At 46.0% G+C, this 22687-nt stretch carries 17 protein-coding genes; 8 read left to right on the plus strand and 9 right to left on the minus strand.

The features are described from left to right. Window positions 1-313 precede the first annotated feature (313 nt). The 8 genes from ribF to carB all read left to right on the plus strand — a co-directional run bounded on the left by ribF (window position 314) and on the right by carB (window position 12007). Window positions 314-1258: a bifunctional riboflavin kinase/FAD synthetase gene (ribF, locus tag XPG1_RS12730; protein WP_045959386.1), complete on the plus strand. Its 945-nt coding sequence runs from the start codon at window positions 314-316 to the stop codon at window positions 1256-1258. 26 nt (window positions 1259-1284) lie between these two features. Next, window positions 1285-4098 (plus strand): isoleucine--tRNA ligase, encoded by a 2814-nt coding sequence (gene ileS, locus XPG1_RS12735; protein ID WP_045959387.1) that lies wholly within the window; start codon window positions 1285-1287, stop codon window positions 4096-4098. Continuing rightward, complete coding sequence (gene lspA / locus XPG1_RS12740; RefSeq protein WP_045959388.1) at window positions 4098-4610, plus strand: signal peptidase II; 513 nt, start codon at window positions 4098-4100, stop codon at window positions 4608-4610. Before ileS ends, lspA begins: the two co-directional genes overlap by 1 nt. Before the next feature lie 175 nt (window positions 4611-4785). Further along, complete coding sequence (gene fkpB / locus XPG1_RS12745; protein ID WP_045959389.1) at window positions 4786-5256, plus strand: FKBP-type peptidyl-prolyl cis-trans isomerase; 471 nt, start codon at window positions 4786-4788, stop codon at window positions 5254-5256. Continuing rightward, window positions 5237-6190, plus strand: a complete 954-nt coding sequence (gene ispH / locus XPG1_RS12750) for a 4-hydroxy-3-methylbut-2-enyl diphosphate reductase (RefSeq protein ID WP_045959390.1) — start codon at window positions 5237-5239, stop codon at window positions 6188-6190. The genes fkpB and ispH overlap by 20 nt, the downstream gene beginning before the upstream one ends. A 152-nt stretch (window positions 6191-6342) precedes the next feature. Beyond that, window positions 6343-7164, plus strand: coding sequence for a 4-hydroxy-tetrahydrodipicolinate reductase (gene dapB, locus XPG1_RS12755; protein WP_045959391.1), 822 nt, complete (start codon window positions 6343-6345; stop codon window positions 7162-7164). 437 nt (window positions 7165-7601) lie between these two features. Continuing rightward, window positions 7602-8762 carry a glutamine-hydrolyzing carbamoyl-phosphate synthase small subunit gene (gene carA, locus XPG1_RS12760; protein ID WP_045959392.1) on the plus strand — a complete coding sequence of 387 codons (1161 nt, stop codon included), beginning with the start codon at window positions 7602-7604 and terminating at the stop codon, window positions 8760-8762. A 17-nt stretch (window positions 8763-8779) separates the two neighbouring features. Further along, on the plus strand, window positions 8780-12007 hold the full coding sequence (gene carB / locus XPG1_RS12765; RefSeq protein ID WP_045959393.1) for a carbamoyl-phosphate synthase large subunit: 3228 nt from the start codon (window positions 8780-8782) through the stop codon (window positions 12005-12007). Window positions 12008-12122: 115 nt separating this feature from the next. Here carB and XPG1_RS12770 read toward each other — a convergent pair whose 3' ends face one another. The 9 genes from XPG1_RS12770 to deoA all read right to left on the minus strand — a co-directional run bounded on the left by XPG1_RS12770 (window position 12123) and on the right by deoA (window position 22672). Beyond that, entirely contained in the window at window positions 12123-12398 is a 276-nt protein-coding gene (locus XPG1_RS12770) for a helix-turn-helix domain-containing protein (protein WP_045959394.1), read from the minus strand. Between the two features lie 18 nt (window positions 12399-12416). Further along, window positions 12417-13256 carry an MrpH family fimbial adhesin gene (locus XPG1_RS12775; RefSeq protein WP_045959395.1) on the minus strand — a complete coding sequence of 280 codons (840 nt, stop codon included), beginning with the start codon at window positions 13254-13256 and terminating at the stop codon, window positions 12417-12419. Between the two features lie 66 nt (window positions 13257-13322). Next, the gene (locus XPG1_RS12780) at window positions 13323-13886 is read right to left on the minus strand and encodes a fimbrial protein (protein WP_045959396.1); all 564 of its coding nucleotides are present in this window, start codon (window positions 13884-13886) and stop codon (window positions 13323-13325) included. Window positions 13887-14002: 116 nt separating this feature from the next. After that, window positions 14003-14761 carry a fimbria/pilus periplasmic chaperone gene (locus XPG1_RS12785; protein WP_045959397.1) on the minus strand — a complete coding sequence of 253 codons (759 nt, stop codon included), beginning with the start codon at window positions 14759-14761 and terminating at the stop codon, window positions 14003-14005. Window positions 14762-14904: 143 nt separating this feature from the next. Continuing rightward, window positions 14905-17586: an outer membrane usher protein gene (locus tag XPG1_RS12790; protein WP_231853020.1), complete on the minus strand. Its 2682-nt coding sequence runs from the start codon at window positions 17584-17586 to the stop codon at window positions 14905-14907. Window positions 17587-18175: 589 nt separating this feature from the next. Then, the gene (locus tag XPG1_RS12795) at window positions 18176-18718 is read right to left on the minus strand and encodes a fimbrial protein (protein ID WP_045959399.1); all 543 of its coding nucleotides are present in this window, start codon (window positions 18716-18718) and stop codon (window positions 18176-18178) included. Between the two features lie 491 nt (window positions 18719-19209). Next, window positions 19210-19926, minus strand: coding sequence for a purine-nucleoside phosphorylase (gene deoD, locus XPG1_RS12800; RefSeq protein ID WP_045959400.1), 717 nt, complete (start codon window positions 19924-19926; stop codon window positions 19210-19212). Between the two features lie 73 nt (window positions 19927-19999). Further along, window positions 20000-21223 (minus strand): phosphopentomutase, encoded by a 1224-nt coding sequence (gene deoB / locus XPG1_RS12805; RefSeq protein WP_045959401.1) that lies wholly within the window; start codon window positions 21221-21223, stop codon window positions 20000-20002. Between the two features lie 78 nt (window positions 21224-21301). Then, complete coding sequence (gene deoA, locus XPG1_RS12810) at window positions 21302-22672, minus strand: thymidine phosphorylase (RefSeq protein WP_045959402.1); 1371 nt, start codon at window positions 22670-22672, stop codon at window positions 21302-21304. Window positions 22673-22687: the final 15 nt, after the last annotated feature.

A 22687-nucleotide genomic window follows, 5' to 3' on the forward strand; every position in this document is an offset into this window, starting at 1 on the left:
TCAAAGGCCGAGGAATATGCCTGTTCAGCCTTCTTTTGTCAATGGATTTGTGCAAATAAACGTCGTTGTACGGCGACGCTGCTTACGTTGTGATGGGGCGAGATTTTATCAGCTTACTGAGAGGGAATACAGTCTTTCGCAATAAAAATCTGAATGAATCACCGATAAATGCGATAAATTAAATATTTTTCGGGCATCAGGCCTATTTTTATTGTATGAATCAGGTTATTAATAAAAACCCTTTGTGATCGTGGGTTAACCTTGCGCTTTGTACAAGGTATAATCCGGCAATTTCCACGGTATTGAGCCAGCTATGGAGCTAATTCGCGGTATACACAATATCCGGTCGCGTCACCATGGTTGCGTGCTGACGATTGGTAATTTTGATGGTGTCCATCGCGGGCACCAGGCTTTATTAAAACACTTGAAGCAAGAAGGGCTGAGTCTCGGATTACCGACGATGGTCATGATCTTCGAACCGCAGCCTCTGGAAGTTTTTGTGGCAGATAAATCGCCAGCCCGCCTCACAAGGCTGAGAGATAAAATAAAGTATTTGGCTCAAAATGGCGTTGATTATCTGTTATGTGTGAAATTTGACAGACATTTTGCGACCAACACACCTGAAACCTTTGTTTCACAGTTGCTCGTTAAAAAACTGGGTGTTAAGTTTCTGGCAGTAGGGGATGATTTCCGTTTTGGCAAAAATCGCCTCGGGGATTTCCACTATTTGCAGCAAGCAGGTCAACAATACCATTTTGATGTCGCCAGCACAGACAGCTTTTGTGACAGCGGTCTCCGGATCAGCAGTACAGCCATCCGTCATGCACTACAAACTGATGACTTAGCCTGGGCCGAAATATTACTGGGGCATCCTTACAGCATAAGTGGCAGAGTCGTTCATGGTAATCAATTGGGGCGCACGATTGGCTTTCCTACGGCTAACTTACCCTTGAAACGTCTCGTGACGCCTGTTAAGGGCGTTTATGCTGTTGAAGTCCATGGATTGGGCGATACTCCCCTACCGGGTGTTGCGAACATAGGCAATCGCCCTACAGTTGCAGGCCAGGGTCAGCAGCTTGAAGTGCATTTGATTGATACCCAAATGGATCTGTATGGACGTCATATTGATGTGGTATTACGCAAAAAACTGCGTAATGAGCAACGATTTGCGTCGCTTGATGAACTTAAACAACAAATCGCAAATGATGTGATTGCTGCCAGGAACTATCTCCTGCGGCTATCCGAGTCATGTATCTAGCGGAAAATTGGAACTGAGAATCTATAATGAGTGACTACAAAGACACCCTGAATTTACCAGAAACAGGGTTCCCTATGCGCGGGGATCTAGCCAAGCGCGAACCAGATATGTTGAAACGTTGGTACAAAGAAGGTTTGTATCAGGCAATTAGAAAAGCAAAATCTGGTAAGAAAACGTTTATTTTGCATGATGGCCCTCCCTATGCAAACGGCGATATTCATATTGGTCACTCAGTTAATAAAATTCTCAAAGATATTGTGATTAAATCCAAAGGGCTCTCAGGCTTTGATTCCCCTTATATTCCGGGTTGGGATTGCCACGGTTTACCCATTGAACTTAAGGTTGAGCAACTTATTGGTAAACCGGGAGAAAAACTTTCCACCGCTGAATTCCACGCTGAGTGTCGCAAATATGCGCAGTCTCAGGTTGAAGTACAGAAAGCAGGCTTCAAGCGTCTAGGCGTACTCGGTGATTGGGATAACCCTTACCTGACCATGGACTTCAAAACCGAAGCAGACATCATCCGGGCACTGGGACGTATCATCAAAAATGGTCATCTGCTGAAAGGGGTAAAACCTGTTCACTGGTGTACTGACTGTGGTTCCTCCCTCGCAGAAGCAGAAGTTGAATATTACGATAAAACCTCGCCTTCCATTGACGTGCGCTTTACTGCGGTTGATGCCGATGCCGTGTATGCCAAATTTAATGTACAACCCCAGCATCTGCCTGTTTCTCTGGTCATCTGGACAACCACGCCGTGGACATTACCCGCAAACCGGGCAATCTCATTAAATGCAGAGATCACTTACCAATTAGTCAAAGTTGGCAACGAATGCCTGATTCTGGCAGCTGAATTAGTCGAATCCGTGATGCAACGGGCGGCTATCACTTCATGGGAAGTGATCGGGGATTGTACTGGCGCTGAGCTGGAACTGATGCGCTTCAACCATCCCTTTATGAGCTTTGATGTACCCGCTATCCTCGGTGATCACGTCACACTGGAAGCCGGTACGGGTGCAGTCCATACCGCCGGTGGTCACGGCCCGGATGATTACGCTATCAGCTTAAAATATGGCCTTGAAATCGCCAACCCGGTGGGGCCGAATGGCTGCTATATCAAGGGGACTTACCCTTCACTGGATGGGCAATTTGTCTTTAAAGCCAACGATATCATCGTGGAATTACTGAAAGAAAAAGGCGCACTACTGAATTGCGTTAAGATCCAGCACAGTTATCCTTGCTGCTGGCGCCACAAAAAACCCATCATCTTCCGTGCAACACCTCAGTGGTTTATCAGCATGGACAAAAATGGCTTACGCGAACAATCACTGAAAGAGATCAAAGACGTTCAGTGGATCCCTGGCTGGGGACAGGCACGTATTGAATCCATGGTAGAAAACCGCCCGGACTGGTGTATCTCCCGTCAACGTACATGGGGTGTACCAATGTCACTGTTCGTACACAAAGAGACACAAGAACCCCATCCTCGTACCGTTGAATTGATCGAAGAAGTCGCCAAGCGTGTCGAAGCAGATGGCATTCAGGCATGGTGGGATCTGGACGCCACAGAACTGTTGGGTGATGAAGCCGCTGATTACGTTAAGGCACCCGATACGCTGGATGTTTGGTTTGATTCAGGAAGTACCCACTTTTCCGTTGTGGATGCACGTCCAGAATTTAACGGCAATTCAGCCGATATCTATATGGAAGGTTCTGACCAACATCGTGGCTGGTTCATGTCCTCATTAATGCTGTCTACCGCAATCAAAGGCAAAGCCCCTTACCGCCAGGTACTGACTCATGGTTTCACCGTTGATGAGCAAGGACGTAAAATGTCCAAATCCATCGGTAATACCATTAGCCCGCAAGATGTGATGAATAAACTGGGCGCAGATATTCTGCGGTTATGGGTTGCCTCCACTGATTATACCGGTGAAATTGCCGTTTCTGATGAGATCCTGAAACGCTCTGCGGATGCTTATCGCCGTATCCGCAATACCGCGCGCTTCCTGCTGGCAAACCTGAATGGTTTCAACCCAGAAGAGCATATGGTAAAAGCAGAAAATATGGTTGTCCTGGATCGCTGGGCAGTCGGCCGTGCTCAAGCGGCACAAGCAGATATCCTCAAATACTATGAGGAGTATGATTTCCATTCCGTAGTTCAGCGCCTGATGCAATTCTGCTCCATCGAAATGGGTTCGTTCTATCTGGATATCATCAAAGATCGCCAATACACCGCAAAAAGTGACAGCCTTGCTCGTCGTAGCTGCCAGACTGCGCTGTTCCATATCGCAGAAGCGCTGGTGCGCTGGATGATGCCTATTCTGTCGTTCACTGCGGATGAAATTTGGCATGAACTTCCCGGCAAACATGCCCAGTATGTCTTCACAGAAGAGTGGTATGACGGGCTGTTCGGTCTGGCAGAAGGCGAAGATATGAACGATACTTTCTGGGCGGATCTGCTGGCTGTTCGTGGTGAAGTCAACAAAGTTCTGGAACAGGCTCGCGCCGACAAACTGATTCGCAGCTCTCTGGAAGCGGCTGTCACACTCTATGCAGATGAAGCACTGGCAGAAAAACTCAACAAACTGTCTGACGAATTGCGTTTTGTTCTGCTGACCTCTCAGGCTGAAGTCGCTGCTTATGCGGCCACGGGAGAGGATGCGCAGCAAAGCGAACTGGCTGGTCTGAAAGTGGCCTTCCGCAAAGCTGACGGAGAAAAATGTCCACGTTGCTGGCACTATGCTAAAAATGTGGGGCTGGTAGCGGAACACGCTGAACTTTGCGGCCGCTGTGTCACTAACGTTGCCGGAAACGGTGAAGAGCGTGAATTTGCCTGATGAATAAGCCCATTTGTTCCACTGGACTTCGCTGGCTTTGGCTGGTTGTTATCGTCTTACTCCTGGATTTGGGAAGTAAATACTGGGTATTGCAGCGTTTCACGCTGCATGAATCCATGCCATTAATCCCTTATTTCAACCTGACTTATGCTCAGAATTTAGGGGCAGCATTCAGTTTTCTGGCGGATAAAGGCGGCTGGCAGCGTTGGTTCTTTGCATTAGTGGCGGGGGCTATCACCGTTGTCTTACTGGTGATGATGTCTCGCTCCAGTGCTAAACAGAAACTCAGCAATATCGCCTACGCCTTAGTGATTGGTGGGGCATTGGGGAACTTGTTCGATCGGCTGATCCACGGTTTTGTTGTCGATTTCATCGACTTTTATATCGGAGCATGGCACTGGCCGACCTTCAATGTTGCTGATTCTGCCATTTGTATCGGTGCAGTTCTCATTATCATAGAGAGCATGATCAATTCAGATGACAAAAGCAAGAAAACAGCCCCGAAGGCCTAGTTTTTATAAAAAATAGTGATTTAAAAAAGCTATCGAGAGAATGATAATAAACAGCCCCGGTGCGTATTCACTGGGGCTACTCACATCATCTTTGCCTGATGGATGTCAAGATGCAGCAGGTGATAACCCATTACGGTATACCTGCCATCGTTTTTAGATAAAAGGTTTGAGCAATATGTCAATGCAGGTGCAAGCGCACAGTGCCGTTTTATTACACTTCATATTAAAGCTGGATGATGGCTCTACGGCAGACTCGACTTACAGTCAAGGCAAACCCGCATTATTCCGCCTCGGTGACGGAAGCCTCTCTGCCCCACTGGAACAACAGCTTCTCGGTTTGAAAATCGGTGATAAACACCAATTTACGCTGGCAGGAGAAAGCATTTTTGGCAAACACAATCCTGATTTAGTCCAATACTTCACTCCCCGTGATTTTTCTGACGCGGGAACACCAGAAGTCGGCACCATCATGCTATTTACGGCCATCAATGGCAGTGAAATGCCTGGCCTTATCAAAGAAGTAGCAGAAGGTTCTATTACGGTTGATTTTAACCATCCACTGGCTGACCAGAACATCACTTTTGAGATTGAAGTGTTAGAAATTGACCCTCAGTTGGAGGAAAACCATGCAAATATTGCTGGCTAACCCTCGTGGTTTCTGTGCTGGTGTTGATCGTGCCATCAGCATCGTCGAACGGGCGCTGGAATTGTACGGGGCGCCTATTTATGTCCGCCATGAAGTCGTGCATAACCGCTATGTCGTTGACGATCTCAGAAATCGTGGGGCTATTTTCATTGAGGAAATTTCAGAAGTACCCGATGGCGCTATTCTGATCTTCTCCGCACATGGCGTTTCCCAAGCCATTCGTACCGAAGCCCGCTCCCGTCATTTAACCATGTTATTTGATGCGACCTGCCCGCTGGTCACTAAAGTCCATATGGAAGTGGCAAGGGCAAGTCGCAAAGGTAAGGAAGCGATATTGATTGGACATGCCGGTCATCCTGAAGTAGAAGGGACGATGGGGCAATACAATAATCCAGCAGGTGGCATGTATCTGGTGGAATCCCCGCAGGACGTATGGAAACTGCACGTCAAGGATGAAAATAACCTCTGTTTTATGACACAAACGACACTGTCTGTTGATGATACTTCAGAAGTCATTGATGCGCTTCACGCAAGATTCCCCAATATTGTTGGCCCACGCAAAGATGACATCTGCTATGCCACGACCAACCGCCAGGAAGCCGTGCGTGATTTAGCGGCCGGTGCTGATGTTGTTTTAGTCGTCGGTTCAAAAAACTCATCAAACTCTAATCGCTTAGCTGAACTTGCACAACGTGTAGGGAAACCGGCTTATTTGATTGATTCTGCGAATGATATTCAAGAAGAGTGGATTAATGGCGCCAATGCCGTTGGGGTGACAGCAGGTGCATCCGCACCGGATATTTTGGTGCAGCAAGTGATTGAACGACTAAAAAATTTCGGGGCAGAAACAGTTAACGAACTACATGGCCGTGAAGAGAATATTGTTTTCGAAGTACCGAAAGAACTGCGAGTTGACGTGAAAGAAATTAATTAATGCCAGTTCTGCCGGGTGGGTATTTGAAAACTGACTATACGGGGGAACGCGGGAGGCTCTGTCCACCAACCGGGTATTTGCCATTCCAGGCAGTTAAGTTAAAACAATTTCCTTTGTGACCTCACTTAAACATGATTAACAGAGAGGGCCTTATGGCTGATACAGATATTCGCATTGCTATCGTGGGCGCAGGCGGCCGTATGGGGCGTCATCTTATTCAGGCCATTCAGCGATTGGATGGCGTAACGCTTGGCGCTGCATTGGTGCGTTCCGGTTCTTCATTGGTGGGCACTGATGCCGGAGAGCTGGCCGGCACGGGTAAAAATGGCGTGATGATCAATGATGATTTGCATCAGGTCATTGAACACTTTGATGTCCTGATCGACTTTACCCGTCCAGAAGGCACACTGGCTTACCTCGCCATTTGCCGGCAGCATCACAAATCAATGGTTATTGGCACAACCGGTTTTGATGATATCGGGAAGCAGGCCATTACAGAAGCCACTGGTGAAATCCCCATTGTTTTTGCAGCGAATTTTAGTGTCGGTGTCAATCTGGTACTCAAATTGCTGGAGAAAACCGCCACCATTATGGGGGAATATAGCGATATCGAAATTGTTGAAGCACATCATCGACATAAAGTGGATGCGCCGTCGGGAACCGCACTGGCAATGGGAGAATCCATCGCTCATGCACTAGGGCGTGATCTTAAAACCCACGCCGTCTACGCCCGTGAAGGGCATACCGGCGAGCGAAGCCCAAAAAGTATTGGATTCGCTACTATCCGGGCAGGGGATATCGTTGGCGAACATACCGCAATCTTTGCAGATATTGGTGAGCGGGTGGAGATAAGCCATAAGGCTTCAAGCCGTATGACCTTTGCAAATGGCGCTATTAAAGCTGCATTATGGCTAACAGGCAAAAAGAATGGTCTTTATAACATGAAAGACGTATTAAGCCTCGATAATATTTAATTTACAAATACTGTAACTCCATATAATTACGTAGTTATTTATAGGTTAACTGCGTAATTTTCACCATATATAAATTTTCACTAACATCGCTAAGTTAATGCCTTCTTTTATGAAAAAAAAAAGCTTTTTTGTCACTTTTTTCCCCGGAGTCCGAAAAAAAACCGCCTTTTTTTCTGTTATTAAGTTTTCCCTCACCATAATCGGTAACCTACGCCGACTTTTCTGATATTTTTTCACTGAATTGGCTTAATACAAGACTCAGTGTTGTAAAAAGGCCAATAAATTTGCCATTTTTTGTAGACAACCCCTCTTCTCATCATTAGAATGCGCGGAATTTGCCAAAATTTTGACAAAAATTATGATTGGCATTGATTTTAAGGATTAATTCTGAATTAATATGCATGGAATGCGATTGATTATTCATTCTGGAGGGCGTTTTGATTAAGTCAGCTATATTGGTTCTAGAAGATGGAACCCAATTTCACGGTCGCGCCATTGGGGCTGAAGGTGTGGCTGTTGGAGAAGTGGTCTTCAATACCTCAATAACCGGATATCAAGAAATACTTACCGACCCTTCCTATTCCCGCCAAATTGTTACTCTTACTTATCCCCATATTGGTAATGTCGGCATCAATGCCGCTGATGAAGAATCCCCCTCCATTCAGGCTCAAGGCCTAGTCATCCGTGATCTACCGTTAGTGGCCAGCAACTTCCGCAGCGAAGAAAATCTGTCTGATTACCTGAAACGCCACAACATTGTTGCTATCGCAGATATCGATACGCGCAAACTCACCCGTCTCTTAAGAGAAAAAGGGGCACAAAACGGCTGTATCATTGCCGGTGATGGCGCAGATGCTCAGGTTGCCCTGGAAAAAGCACACGCTTTCCCCGGCTTAAAAGGGATGGATTTAGCAAAAGAAGTGACAACCGCCCAAGCTTATCAATGGGGACAAGGGAGCTGGACGTTAGCCGATGGGCTACCAGAAACAAGTGAAGCGCAAGCATTACCTTACCACATTGTCGCCTATGATTTTGGCGTGAAACGCAATATCCTGCGTATGCTGGTCGATCGCGGCTGTCGCGTGACCGTTGTACCGGCAAAAACCCCGGCAGATGAAGTACTGAAAATGGCACCGGATGGTATTTTTCTGTCCAATGGCCCGGGTGATCCAGAACCCTGCGGCTATGCTATCGAAGCAATCAAAACCTTCCTGAATACCGAGATTCCTGTCTTTGGGATCTGTCTGGGGCACCAATTACTGGCGCTGGCCAGCGGGGCAAAAACCGTGAAAATGAAATTTGGTCATCACGGTGGCAACCATCCGGTTAAAGATCTGGATCGCAATGTCGTTATGATCACGGCACAAAACCACGGCTTTGCCGTTGATGAAAGCACCTTGCCAGCCAATCTGCGCGTCACACATAAATCACTCTTTGATGGCACATTGCAAGGTATTCATCGCACCGATAAACCGGCCTTCAGTTTCCAGGGGCATCCTGAAGCCAGCCCCGGCCCACATGAAGCGGCATCTTTGTTCGATCACTTTATCGAACTGATTGAAGAATACCGTCAGACACCCGTTCAGAACACCAAATAATCAGGAGAAAAAGAAAAATGGCAAAACGTACTGATATTAAAAGTATTCTGATCTTAGGTGCTGGCCCCATCGTTATCGGTCAGGCATGTGAATTTGACTACTCAGGTGCTCAGGCTTGTAAGGCGCTGCGGGAAGAAGGTTACCGTGTCATTCTGGTCAACTCGAATCCAGCGACAATCATGACCGATCCAGAAATGGCAGATGCGACCTATATCGAGCCAATCCATTGGGAAGTCGTACGTAAAATTATTGCAAAAGAACGTCCAGATGCCGTCCTGCCAACCATGGGCGGGCAAACAGCACTCAACTGTGCGCTGGAGCTGGAACGTCAAGGTGTCCTGGAAGAATTTGGCGTCACCATGATTGGTGCAACGGCCGATGCGATTGATAAAGCCGAAGATCGTCAACGTTTTGACCAAGCGATGAAAAGAATCGGTCTGGATACCGCACGTTCCGGCATTGCCCACACCATGGAAGAGGCGCTGGCTGTCGCGGAAGACGTTGGTTTCCCTTGTATTATTCGTCCTTCTTTTACCATGGGCGGCACCGGTGGCGGTATCGCTTATAACCGTGAAGAATTCGAAGAAATCTGTGAACGTGGTTTAGATCTTTCGCCCACCAATGAACTGCTGATCGATGAATCATTAATTGGCTGGAAAGAGTATGAAATGGAAGTGGTGCGGGATAAAAATGACAACTGCATCATTGTCTGTTCCATTGAAAACTTCGATCCAATGGGCATTCATACCGGCGATTCCATCACCGTAGCCCCCGCGCAGACACTGACCGATAAAGAATATCAAATCATGCGTAACGCTTCGATGGCGGTACTGCGTGAAATCGGTGTTGAAACCGGGGGATCAAACGTTCAGTTTGCGGTGAACCCGAAAAATGGCCGCCTGATTGTCATTGAAATGAACCCGCGTGTATCCCGTTCATCAGCGCTGGCGTCCAAAGCAACGGGCTTCCCGATCGCAAAAATCGCGGCAAAACTGGCCGTCGGCTATACCCTTGATGAACTGATGAATGACATCACGGGCGGGCGCACGCCGGCATCTTTCGAGCCTTCCATCGATTATGTTGTGACCAAAATCCCCCGTTTCAACTTTGAAAAATTTGCTGGCAGCAATGATCGTCTGACCACTCAGATGAAGTCTGTTGGTGAAGTGATGGCCATCGGCCGTACTTTCCAGGAGTCGATGCAAAAAGCCCTGCGCGGTCTGGAAGTCGGCGTAACCGGATTTGATCCTAAAGTCAATCTGGATGATCCGCAGTCTCTGACCAAAATCCGCAGTGAATTGAAAAACGCGGGGGCTGAGCGTATCTGGTATATCGCGGATGCTTTCCGTGCGGGCATGTCCGTTGACGGGCTTTTCAATCTGACCAATATTGACCGCTGGTTCCTGGTGCAAATTGAAGAACTCATTCGTCTGGAAGAACACGTGACAGAACAAGGCGTAAATAGCCTGACCGCCGATTTCCTGCGCCACCTTAAGCGCAAAGGTTTTGCTGACGCCTATCTGGCGAAACTGGTGGGGATCTCGGGTCAAGAGATCCGCAAACTCCGCCATCATTACAACTTGTATCCGGTTTATAAGCGTGTTGATACCTGTGCGGCAGAATTCGCAACAGATACGGCTTACCTGTACTCCACCTATGAAGATGAATGTGAAGCTAACCCGAACAATGATAAACCGAAAATCATGGTGTTGGGTGGCGGTCCAAACCGGATCGGGCAAGGCATTGAGTTCGATTACTGCTGTGTACACGCTTCTCTGGCGCTGCGTGAAGATGGTTTTGAAACCATCATGGTGAACTGTAACCCGGAAACCGTTTCCACCGATTACGACACGTCTGATCGTCTTTACTTTGAGCCTGTCACACTGGAAGATGTGCTGGAAATTGTGCGCGTTGAACAACCAAAAGGCGTGATTGTTCAGTATGGCGGCCAGACTCCCCTGAAGCTGGCTCGTGAACTGGAGGCTGCCGGTGTACCGATTATCGGCACCAGCCCTGATGCTATCGACCGGGCAGAAGACCGTGAACGTTTCCAGCAAGCGGTTAACCGCCTTGGCCTGAAACAGCCAGCAAACGCCACCGTCACGGCTATCGAACAGGCCGTTGAAAAAGGCAATGAGATTGGTTATCCGCTGGTCGTTCGTCCCTCTTACGTTCTGGGTGGACGAGCAATGGAAATTGTATACGACGAATCTGACTTACGCCGTTACTTCCAGACAGCCGTCAGCGTCTCCAACGATGCGCCGGTGCTGTTGGATCGCTTCCTTGATGATGCGATAGAAGTCGACGTAGACGCTATCTGTGATGGTGAGCGTGTTCTGATTGGTGGCATCATGGAACATATCGAACAAGCCGGGGTCCACTCTGGTGATTCCGCCTGTTCTCTGCCGGCTTATACGCTAAGCAAAGAAATTCAGGATGTTATGCGACAGCAAGTTGAAAAACTGGCCTTTGAACTGCGCGTCCGTGGCCTGATGAACGTTCAGTTTGCAGTGAAAAATAACGAAGTTTACCTGATTGAAGTCAACCCACGGGCAGCACGTACCGTTCCCTTCGTTTCCAAAGCCACTGGCCTGCCTCTGGCAAAAATAGCCGCGCGCGTCATGGCCGGTCAGTCTCTGCTTGAGCAAGGCACGGTTGAAGAGGTGATTCCGCCTTACTACTCCGTGAAAGAAGTCGTACTGCCATTCAATAAGTTCCCGGGGGTTGATCCCATTCTGGGGCCAGAAATGCGCTCTACGGGGGAAGTGATGGGCGTTGGCCGTACCTTTGCTGAAGCTTTTTCAAAAGCGATGCTGGGCAGTAACTCCACCATGCGTAAAATAGGCCGGGCATTACTGTCTGTCCGTGAAGGCGATAAAGAACGTGTTGTCGATTTGGCCGCTAACTTACTCAAACATGGCTTTGAATTAGATGCGACACACGGTACTGCGGTCGTCTTGGGTGAAGCAGGCATCAACCCACGTTTGGTCAATAAAGTTCATGAAGGGCGTCCGCACATTCAAGACAGGATCAAAAATGGTGAATATGACTATATCGTCAATACCACCGAAGGCCGTCAAGCCATTGAAGATTCAAAACTGCTACGCCGTAGCGCACTGCAATATAAAGTGCATTATGACACGACCCTGAATGGCGGTTTCGCAACCACGATGGCACTCAGCGCTGATCCAACTGAGCAGGTCATTTCGGTTCAAGAAATGCATGCCAAAATTGCCAGACAGTAAAAAGATTATCACACTCACTGATAGGATAACGTCATTTTTGACAATATCCTTCTAAAAAAACGGCCTCCCCAACGTTGGATATTCAACGAATAAGGAGGCCGTTTTTATGAGGTCGTTACAGGCCCAATACCGTTTCCGCGACACAAGCATACTGATTATTCATATTAACCTTAGGGGGCGTAAAACAGTCCACCAAAAACCAATCCACCGGCGTCTTCAGGGCGATAGAAATAGCGACCAAATGCTCCAGACTGATCCTATTTGTTCCCCGCTCATAGCGTGACAATTGCTGATGGCTTACTCCAATTCGGTCTGCCAGCTCTACGGCAGTCACACCAATTTCTTTTCTTTTCATTTGGATTCTTTTTCCTACCAGCATACTGACTTGCATAATATCTCTATTCTCACTTTATAGATAAGTTAAAAAAACGACTGCAGTACCTTCGTATTGACCGGGTTTGGGTAGCGTTATGGTATGTAGTACTGATTTGAGGTTGAAAGAAACGGGAATATTATTTCCCGGCGCAGTGATATTCACACCATTTTCCGCATTTTTTCCATTAATGTGTAATGTTGAATATATTTGTCTGTCAGAATCGAGATACACTCTCTCTTCATTATTAATTGATCTGGCAAGCAGCATTATTTGGTCGCTATAAACAGCACATGAGAATTGGCCTGTAATTGTGCGTGTTTGATTATTCACCTCTCTCGCAATTAATTCCCCATAGGCGATTTCAGAGGGAAGATTGAGTTTGCAATTTTGATTTGGAGGAGGCGTTTTGTTACAGGTTGAATCCGGGAATTGTTGTGCATCCCCATATTCCGGATTCAGCTTTTCGGAGTAAAATAAACCGACGCAGTCGGCCTCTGTACTAATAATGGGAAATGAAACCCGTATAGGGACACCAAACTGTCTTTTATATGCTCTCATGACATCGGCAGTTGTCGGATATAAATGCGCATTTTCCAGGCATACTCTTGAATCATGACAGGAACCGTACATACCGGGCGGATAACCATTTCGATAATTAACATCAGGCCCCACATAGCATTGTTCGTTTCCATAGCAGGGATTAGGAATCCCTTCTTCTTCTGTCCAGGCAATAATCTCCAGGGTCGCACGAGCTTGACCATATACGACTTCCATATTCACCGGCATGACATAAGCACCCGCATAAGCATGGGCGGTACTGACTAAAATAAATAAGGCTGCTAGCTTCAATAACGTTTTTTTAATATGGTACATAACTTATTTTCCAAATAGCCTCTGATTCTGATTACAAAAGCGTGAATGAAAAGTTAATCAGCATGACTAGTCATAACTAACTTCAAAATTTGCGATTGCCGTAAAATAACCCGCACCAATTGTTTTTCCTTTAATCGCACTCGGTTCAGCTTGTACAAATGCCCGGAGTGGGATCACGTTTTCTCTGCTATTTTCTAATAATGGGAATTCGCTGATTTTATTGAAAGGCATTAACGTGCCATCAGTTTTTTCTATTCCAATAGCAATTCCACTCACTTGACCATCAGATCTCACGGCTAATAAATCAGGTGATTCTTGGCTGGTTTGTCCTAAGAATTTAATTTTCAGTCGCTTTGTGATACGAGGATCACAATTTTCTAAATGCAGATTAAATTTATAATCACCGGCACGTGGTTTATAGTAAAAATCACGGTTAATAATTTCTCTAAAATTAATTTCTAAATTGAGATCGTCTGTCTTAATTGAACAAGCCGGAGCAAGTACCGTTAGCGAAATTTTGACGTTTTGACGCAGTGTATCTTTTGCCTCTGCCTTTTGCTGGCCGCTAATGCCAAAAAGAAACAGTACTGGCAAGACATATTTGGATAATTTAATGCTTAATGAACCCATTATCATTTACTCTACTTTTATCCGCTCATTGACGAAAAACTCATCCTATTCCAGCCAGTTATGCGTCGATATCCCGTCAATATTATGATTGATGGGATATCACTGACATAACCCAATCAGTTATTTTCAGCGACGGCTTCTGACACCGTGCAGGTATTGCCACCACATTTGAATGTTAACTGTGGATGTCCACCATAATCATTGACATAAGTCAGTACCGGTGTATTCCCCAGTGCATTAATTGTTCCACCTAGTGTTTCGCTGCTTTTGGGCGCTAACATCAGGGGTTTAAATCCCACCACACTATTCCCTCCTATCTTGTTTGATGCTTCTGAAATAGTGATGTAATAAGGTGTCGGGTTATTGACGACATAGTGATTTTCCTGGCGGGTTAAGGTGAGTTTTTCCTGCCAAGGATTATCAAGATCTATACGGCGTGCAATGACCGCTTTCGGGCGGTAGAACAATTTGATACGAGTCTGCAAAGCCAATTGCAATACATTTGGCTTGTCACTGCGTGGCGGAATTTCACGAATGTTGAAATAGAACACACTCTCCCGATCTTGCGGCAATTGAGCAATGGCGGGTAATGTCTGGAGCTTAACCTGACTTTTTGCTCCAGCTTCAATACGTTGTACCGGCGGCACAACCACAATCGGGCTATTGATCTTATTGCCATTCTCATCTTCGATCCATGACTGAGCCAGATAAGGCAAATCAAGATGTTGATTTTCCACGTTAAGACTAACGGATTTCATATCCTCATTAAAAATGACCCGGGTACGATCCAACGCGATGGCTGCCATGGCCTGATGAACTGACATCAAGCTGCTGACCGTTATCGCCGTTATCATTAGAATTTTTTTCAGTTTCATAATGTTCTTTGCTCATACTCAAAAAAGTTCAGGTTTATCTTACTACGCTCAACAATGTCTCTGTTTTTACGTCAAAATTTCACATAAACAAAACAATATAATACGCTGTTTAAAACAGATTTCATGGGCTGTTTTATTACATTTTATTTAGCTTTCCCTGTTAAAAACTGACAAGACAATAATGTTGTAGTGAAAGATTTCGCAGAAATATCATCTGGCACAGTGATTTCACACTGCGCCTCCCCATCCCAATGTACCTGTACTTTTTCCCCCTGATTCATGCCGCTGAGGTAAGCATATCCCTCATCACTGATAATCCCGATCTCCCGCTGAGCAGCATTCACAACAGAAGCACCAAAAGGCGGGAATGAACCGTCAGGCAGACGAATAAGGGTCATCGCCTTGATCCCTGACATCACCTGGAATTGACGATAACCAATCGCCCCTTCCGTCAATGTTGCCTGCTGGACAGAACGTAATGCCTCTACATCATCCGGCAAATTATCTAAATCAACATTTGCCTTATTACGGAAGTAGTTGTTCACATCAACCAGCACCGCCTTACCAAAGTAGTTAGTATGCACTGCCGAGCCAAATCCACGGACCGGAACGTTACTAACGCCTTCGGTATCGACCATCAAACGAGTCGCGCCCGGCTGATTGATACGGTGCAGAGCCGCGCCATGTGCTGTGACCGTCACTCCTCCCTGCAAACCAAGGGCAACCGTTGTATTGATACCATCCTGATAACTGGCACTGGCATTCAACAACGCCTTATCGCCATAGTGAGTGTAATAAGCATCTGCCAATGCTCTGCCACCCATGCTGGTTCCTGCTGAAATACGATAATTATTACGATCATCGATACGGTTAAAATACCCTACCCGATGAGCGTTGCCCTGACGATTTACCATACCGTTGTAGCTGAACGTGCCACTTTCTCCCCACGGAATAGAAAGGTTCAGGTACATGCCATCATCTTTTTTATTGTCAAAATTATTGCGGTAAGCAGAAAGATTCACACTGATATTTTTATAACGCCCAATATCGACGTATTTGGATAATGAAATGTTATAGCGATCATTTGTTGGACGATTCCAATAAGTCTGGTGGCTATAATTAAGGTGGGCACTCAAACCAATATCACTAAACTGTTTATTGAAAATAATGGTGTATAGTTCTTTGCCGCTATCGGAAGAAAGATCACGATAACGACGATTAATATACTGCCCCATATTCATGAAATTACGCTCAGAGAAACGATATCCGGCGAATGTCACCTGGCTATTGTATTGATCAAAACGTTTCGAATAACTCAGACGATAAGATCCTCCCGTCAGCGTCTCGCGCTCTTTCGGTAATCTTGCCCTGGATTCCGTCGCATCAAATGACAGGGAGCCAAACATCATCAGGTCACGACCAATCCCCAATGACAGGGCGTTATAGTCTCCGGCAGCCAGAAGACCACCATACAATGACCAACCGTTATTGATACCCCAGGAAAATTCCCCCATACCAAACGCGGGTCCTTCCCGACGATGCTTATCATTAGTCGATTGACCGCCCACAATTTTATACTGCACCCGCCCCGGGCGAGTCAGATAAGGGATCGTCGCTGTATTGACCTGAAATTCCTGTACACTACCGTCTTGCTCTTCCACTCTGACATCCAATGTGCCTGATACCGCATCACTGAGATCCTGAATACGGAACGGACCAGACGCCACTTGGGTTTCATAGAGTACTCTGCCCTGTTGTTTCACCGTGACCTTAGCATTGGTACGTGCAACCCCTGTCACTTCGGGCGCATATCCCCGTAAATTCGGTGGTAACATATTTTCATCAGTGATTAAACTGACGCCCGTGTAACGAAAGCTATCGAAAATGTTGGAGTTGAGGTAATCCTCACCCAAGGACAGTTTTGCTTCCAGGCGAGGCAACACCCGATACATGTAGTAACGGCTCCAGTCCCACTCACGCTCTCTCTCACTCACATGGCCAAACTGATCACCCTGCTTATCTTTCGAACGGTGATATCTGGCCTGCCAATCAGCCCGAAAACGCCACGCACCTGCATTCATCCCCGCTGTTCCGTTCGCACTTATCTGCTGATTACTGTTACCGTGAGCAGGTTTGGTGTTTTGTGCATTCAGGTTATAGTCAAACAGCAATCCGGGAATTCCATTATCCCAACGAGAAGGCGGATCCCAATCCGGTAAGTCATATTCCAGATAGATTTTCGGGACGATTAAATACAGGCTATAAGTGGCCAAATCACCTCGGGCTGACATACCGGGCAACGTATTGAGATCAAGGCATTTTCCCTCATTCCGCCAACCTAATTTTTCCAGCCATTCCTGTTTCAAATCGATTTGCTTCACTATTTCGGGAGATACACAGGCTTCACTGCCTTCTGGATCATCCGCGAGCGTAGTGAAATCAACAGAATGCATCTCCAGCAATTCGTTTTGATTCACCCGGACAGCCATGATGTAGTTGCCCGGCATGATATAACCTGCCCGGGCGAACTTATCCAAATCAATATTGGCACGTTCACTAATATCCAAAGCGTCAGTATTGAACTCAAGCGGTGGTCTGGCATAGCCGACCTGAATACCAGAGAGAATCAACAATACCAACGCAGCAAAGGGGGTAATTCCGGAAGCGAAGTATTCTGTTTTTGCCTGACTAGCTATCTTCTTTTGATTAACTATCTTCTTTTTACTCACCCCAATTTTTTTATTAAAAATATCTTTTCTATTACTGGTTATTCTTTTATTAATAGGTGAAAAATCATGATTCATAGAATCTGAAAACAAAGCCATAGCATCCTCTAAACAATGAATCGTTAACAATCCAATTTGAATTTAGCTGCTGTTTGATACTGCCAAGTCTGTCAGTGTGTCGGGGTTATCACCAAATACATGGCATCATTAAAATTCATCGTTCTAAATTGAGTACTGTGACCGATACTGGGTTTGCAGAGGTCGCCACATATCCTGCATCCGTAATAGTTACGTTCTCTGTTTTACGATTTACTGGCTTTACCATACTGCGGGGAATAAAGAAAACATTGTCACCATCGATATGCCATTAAACATGATTTTTGAACGGCAAAATTTGTTATTTTCCTAATACAGCCAATAGAGAACACCGTAGACTAAATAAACAAAAAAGGGTATTTCAATTTACCTCTACAGAAACCATTTGGTTAATAGCACTGCTGTTTACCTAATTGTCAGTAATATTGATTTATATCAATATTACTGTTCGCGTTACAGAATATCGTAGTGCTATTCACTAACGCAGGATGTTCAAGAAATACCCTTAAAGTATCATCAGGAAACTTATAATATAAATCGCGATAGGTTTCCTGATATTCAACGAATAAAAACTACCTGTCAGTGCTTAATATTACAGGTAGTTTAAAGCGAAGTTTGCGATAGCCGTAAAGTTACCGGTTTTCACTGCAACTGGATCTTTACCTTCCGCGCCTTGCAGGCCTTTCAGACGGGCAGCGAAACGCAGGGTGTTATCACCGTCATGTAAAGACATGACGTCTGACGCTTCACCTAAAGGAATCAACTGGTTACCGTTATTAGTGATCTTGATCGCCGCACCTTCCGCTGGGCCTTCCAGCGCTAACAGACCTTTCACTGTACCATCAGCTTCTGGTCCAGTGAACGTTGTTGTGACACCTTTAAGTGTACCAAGCACACAATCTTGCAATTCAATCTCAAATTGCTTAGAAGCAGATTCACCACCGTCTTTCAGAATAACGTTGTTGACTTGTCCCAAATCAACTTCAACATTGTTATTTTTGATTGAACAAGCTGCATTGATAATAGCGCCAGTGAATTTAACTGTACCATTACCTTGAGAAGGTGCTGCATTTGCTGCACCTGCAGTTAAAGCCACACCTAAACCTAAAACCATCGCCAATTTGTTGAGTTTCATAATTAACTTAGACCTTTAATAGTAAAATAAATACTGATAGTCAAAAGGAATCCAAAGCACAGAAATTAATTTCTGACGCTTAGACGAATGATTATTTAGTTTTTTGACACAAATCATAACAGGCCAAAATAAACCAAATCGGCGGTATCATTCTACATAACATATCTTAAGTCAAATTTCAGGTGATAAAACTACTTATGCGCCTTAACATCATATTAAATATGAATTTTTGTCAAAAAGTACGTGTGGCGAGTAGTGTATTTTACTAATAATTTTTTTATTTTGGGTTATTACCCTGAATTATATCAAGCGATGTTTAGTAGTTTAGTATCTTAATTGGCATCGCTTTTTGCTTTGTTTTATTTTCCTGAAAAAACCACCCATTTATTAATGAATAAAATAACCATTTCACCCAATAAATAAAAAGCCCCTTCCATTATTGGAAAGGGCTTATCATTTTTTAATGATGCACGAAAACAAGTTATGTTTTCTTAATTATCACCCATCAAAATAGACTCAAGGGCAATTTCAATCATGTCATTAAACGTAGTCTGTCGTTCTTCGGCCGTGGTTTGTTCGCCCGTACGAATATGATCAGAAACAGTACAAATTGTCAGTGCTTTTGCACCAAATTCAGCAGCAACACCGTAAATACCAGCGGCTTCCATTTCAACACCCAGAATGCCGTATTTTTCCATGACATCGAACATCTGAGGATCAGGTGAATAAAACAGATCAACAGAGAAAATGTTACCAACACGTGCGTTGATATTTTTCGCTTTCGCCGCATCCACCGCATGACGAACCAGCTCAAAATCAGCAATCGCTGCAAAATCGTGATCTTTAAAACGCTGGCGGTTGACTTTGGAATCAGTACAAGCGCCCATACCAATCACAACATCACGAATTTTAACGTCTTCGCTGACTGCGCCACAGGAACCAATACGGATGATTTTTTTAACACCAAATTCAGTGATCAATTCTTTGGCGTAAATAGAGCAAGATGGAATCCCCATTCCATGACCCATAACAGAAATGCGGCGGCCTTTATAAGTCCCGGTGAAACCGAGCATACCGCGAACATTGTTCACCTGACGGGCATCTTCCAGATAAGTTTCTGCGATGTATTTTGCACGTAGTGGATCACCTGGCATCAAAACAACATCAGCAAAATCGCCCATCTCAGCATTAATATGTGGGGTGGCCATAAGTTTATTTCCTTGTTTTTATTACGTATCAATATAGGTGAGAATGTGGAGACTCATGTGTCTCCACCAAATATTAAAACATTACCTTACCGTGCTCCATCGGTGTCAGACCGAAGTATTTTGCAACAGTCTGACCAATATCGGCGAACGTTTCACGATGCCCCAATGAACCCGGCTTAATTTTCTCCCCGTAAACCAGCACCGGGATATGCTCACGGGTATGATCAGAACCCGCCCAGGTTGGGTCACAACCATGATCAGCCGTTAAGATCAGGATGTCGTCTTCTTTCACTAATTTCAGCATTTCGGGCAAACGGCGGTCAAACAACTCGAGTGCTGCCGCGTAACCCGCCACATCACGACGGTGACCGTAAGAAGAATCAAAATCAACGAAATTGGTAAATACGATGGTGTTATCTCCCGCCTGCGCCATTTCAGCCAGTGAAGCATCAAACAGCGCATCAATGCCCGTGGCCTTGACCTTTTTGGTGATCCCGACATTCGCGTAAATATCGGCAATCTTACCAATGGAAACAACTTCCCCCTGCTTTTCATCAACTAATTTTTTCAGAATAGTGGGCGCCGGTGGCTCAACAGCCAGGTCATGGCGGTTGCCAGTACGCTGGAAATGACCGACTTTGTCACCCACAAATGGACGGGCAATCACGCGACCAATGTTATATTCACCAAGATTCAACTCTTCACGGGCAATTTCACACAGTTCATACAAGCGATCCAGGCCAAATGTCTCTTCATGGCAGGCAATCTGGAAAACGGAATCCGCCGAGGTGTAGAAAATCGGTTTACCAGTTTTCATATGTTCTTCACCCAGTTTATCCAGGATCACGGTGCCTGAAGAGTGACAGTTCCCCAGATAACCCGGCAAATTAGCGCGTTCGACCAGTTTATCCAGCAACGCTTGTGGGAAGCTGTTTTCTTCATCGTGGAAATAGCCCCAGTCAAACAAAACTGGAACACCGGCAATTTCCCAATGGCCTGACGGCGTGTCTTTACCAGAAGAAAGTTCACTCGCGTAACCATAAGCGCCAATAATTTCGGCATCGTTATCCAAACCAATCGGAAAAGTTCCACAAGATTCTTCCGCGGCCTTACCCAATCCCAGGCGGCTTAGGTTTGGCAAATGCAGTGGCCCTTGACGGCCGATATCAGCCTCACCACGGGCACACCATTCTGCAATATGCCCTAACGTGTTAGATCCCTTATCACCAAACTTTTCCGCATCCGCACTTGCGCCGATACCAAAGGAATCCAATACCATGATGAATGTACGTTTCATTATTTTCTCCTGCGTCAATTCACGCTATTCATGCGGAAATTGCCCGCTATTAAAATCGATTTTCAATTCTTGCCTGATTTATCCAATGATATGACGATAAATCATGGGTGTGGTGGCTTGTGTTTCTGTCTCATTAAACGCAATGTCTTTAAAAACAAAGGCATTACGGACGGTTTCTGCGGCTTCATGCCAATCATGTTCACTGTTAGCGTGGAGCATGGCCAACGGTGTATCCGCCGTCACTTCTGTGCCCAGGGCAACGATCTCACTGAGCCCCACACTGTAATTAATCGGGTCAGCCGCCTTACGACGCCCGCCCCCCAATGCAACAACCGACATGCCCAACGATCGGGTATTCATTTCGGCAATGATACCACTTTGGCCTTCTGTGACCTGCTCAGCAAATCGCTGTCCGGCCAGTACCGGCCTGATCACGGCGGCGGTCGGCAAGTAACGGTCGTAATGGTCAACAAAATCCGTCGGTCCTTTTTGCGCGGCGACCATACGACCCAATGTTTCTGCGGCGCTGCCATTGTCTAGTACGGCCTGTAACTTACGGCGTGCATCATCACGATCACGGGCTAAATTGCCCGAAACCAGCATTTCAGCAGACAACGCCATCGTGACGTCGAATAAACGAGGATTCCGGTATTCCCCCGTCAAAAATTGAACCGCTTCACGAACTTCCAATGCATTCCCTGCGCTGGATGCCAACACTTGATTCATATCTGTCAATAGTGCGCTGGTTTTGCACCCTGCACCATTGGCGACTTCAACGAGCGATTCAGCCAGCTTTTCTGATTGTTCGTAGGTGGGCATCAATGCGCCAGAACCCACTTTCACATCCATGACCAAAGCATCCAGCCCTTCAGCCAACTTTTTACTCAAAATAGAGGCGGTAATTAAAGGGATGGAGTCAACTGTCGCCGTAATATCACGGGTTGCATAAAAACGTTTATCTGCCGGTGCTAACGCGCGGGTCTGCCCTATAATGGCAACCCCCACGTCACGAATAATGTCCCGGAAACGGTGCTCATCGGGAAAAATGTCAAAACCGGGAATAGATTCCAATTTATCCAACGTGCCCCCGGTATGCCCCAGGCCACGTCCCGATATCATTGGCACATATCCCCCACAAGCAGCCACCATTGGGCCCAGCATCAAAGAGGTGACATCCCCCACCCCCCCTGTTGAGTGCTTATCGACAACCGGGCCGGGTAAATTTAGTGCCTTCCACGCTAAAACCGTACCAGAATCACGCATTGCCAATGTCAGTGCAACGCGCTCTTCCATTGTCATATCATGGAAATAGATAGTCATCGCCAGTGCTGCTATCTGCCCTTCGGAAACCGTATTATCACGAACTCCGTTAATAAAGAAGCGGATTTCCTCTTCATTCAAAGGGTGACCATCACGTTTTTTGCGGATAATTTCCTGTGCCAGAAACAAAGCTACCTCCCAATC

It is taken from the genome of Xenorhabdus poinarii G6 (assembly GCF_000968175.1).
Classification (GTDB): Bacteria; Pseudomonadota; Gammaproteobacteria; order Enterobacterales; family Enterobacteriaceae; genus Xenorhabdus; species Xenorhabdus poinarii.

Bases quoted from the DNA above. Each gene is read 5' to 3' on its own strand.
- deoD (WP_045959400.1), bottom strand. From the start codon at position 19,926: ATGGCCACCCCACATATTAATGCTGAGATGGGCGATTTTGCTGATGTT.
- carB (WP_045959393.1), top strand. From the start codon at position 8,780: ATGGCAAAACGTACTGATATTAAAAGTATTCTGATCTTAGGTGCTGGC.
- XPG1_RS12795 (WP_045959399.1), bottom strand. From the start codon at position 18,718: ATGAAACTCAACAAATTGGCGATGGTTTTAGGTTTAGGTGTGGCTTTA.
- deoB (WP_045959401.1), bottom strand. From the start codon at position 21,223: ATGAAACGTACATTCATCATGGTATTGGATTCCTTTGGTATCGGCGCA.
- XPG1_RS12780 (WP_045959396.1), bottom strand. From the start codon at position 13,886: ATGGGTTCATTAAGCATTAAATTATCCAAATATGTCTTGCCAGTACTG.
- XPG1_RS12775 (WP_045959395.1), bottom strand. From the start codon at position 13,256: ATGTACCATATTAAAAAAACGTTATTGAAGCTAGCAGCCTTATTTATT.
- lspA (WP_045959388.1), top strand. From the start codon at position 4,098: ATGAATAAGCCCATTTGTTCCACTGGACTTCGCTGGCTTTGGCTGGTT.
- dapB (WP_045959391.1), top strand. From the start codon at position 6,343: ATGGCTGATACAGATATTCGCATTGCTATCGTGGGCGCAGGCGGCCGT.
- ribF (WP_045959386.1), top strand. From the start codon at position 314: ATGGAGCTAATTCGCGGTATACACAATATCCGGTCGCGTCACCATGGT.
- XPG1_RS12770 (WP_045959394.1), bottom strand. From the start codon at position 12,398: ATGCAAGTCAGTATGCTGGTAGGAAAAAGAATCCAAATGAAAAGAAAA.
- fkpB (WP_045959389.1), top strand. From the start codon at position 4,786: ATGTCAATGCAGGTGCAAGCGCACAGTGCCGTTTTATTACACTTCATA.
- ispH (WP_045959390.1), top strand. From the start codon at position 5,237: ATGCAAATATTGCTGGCTAACCCTCGTGGTTTCTGTGCTGGTGTTGAT.
- ileS (WP_045959387.1), top strand. From the start codon at position 1,285: ATGAGTGACTACAAAGACACCCTGAATTTACCAGAAACAGGGTTCCCT.
- XPG1_RS12785 (WP_045959397.1), bottom strand. From the start codon at position 14,761: ATGAAACTGAAAAAAATTCTAATGATAACGGCGATAACGGTCAGCAGC.
- XPG1_RS12790 (WP_231853020.1), bottom strand. From the start codon at position 17,586: ATGGCTTTGTTTTCAGATTCTATGAATCATGATTTTTCACCTATTAAT.